The organism is Pandoraea sp. PE-S2R-1 (assembly GCF_002179865.1).
Taxonomy (GTDB): domain Bacteria; phylum Pseudomonadota; class Gammaproteobacteria; order Burkholderiales; family Burkholderiaceae; genus Pandoraea.
This window is the reverse complement of sequence record NZ_NGUR01000041.1, coordinates 1-349: the sequence shown is the minus strand read 5'-3', so window position 1 is coordinate 349 and position 349 is coordinate 1. Positions and strand designations below refer to the sequence as shown.

The 349-nt window shown below is 61.0% G+C and carries 1 pseudogene; it reads right to left on the bottom strand.

Features of this window, described 5'->3' with window-relative positions:
* A pseudogene (locus tag CDV44_RS26940) lies at positions 1-349 on the bottom strand (glycosyltransferase); the annotation flags it as partial.

The following is a 349-nucleotide window of genomic DNA, read 5'->3' as shown; positions in this document are numbered from 1 at the left end:
CAGCACGATGTAGCTGCCGTACGCCAACGAGAGAAGGGCGAGCGTCACGCCGATATACGTCCAGCAGCGCAGCGGCACGGTGCTGAAGCTGGTAATGCCTTCGAGCGCGAAATTCCACAGTCGCCAGCCGGAGAACTTCGATTCGCCCGCACTGCGCGCATCGCGCACGTATTCCACGATTTCCGTGTGGAACCCAACCCACGCGAACAGCCCTTTCATGAAACGGCGGCGCTCGGGCAGTCGTTTGAGCGCGGTTACGACACGTCGGTCGATCAGGCGGAAATCGCCGACGTTCTCGGGCAACTTCACTTCCGAGAGACGGTTGTGCACGCGGTAATAGACTCCCGCA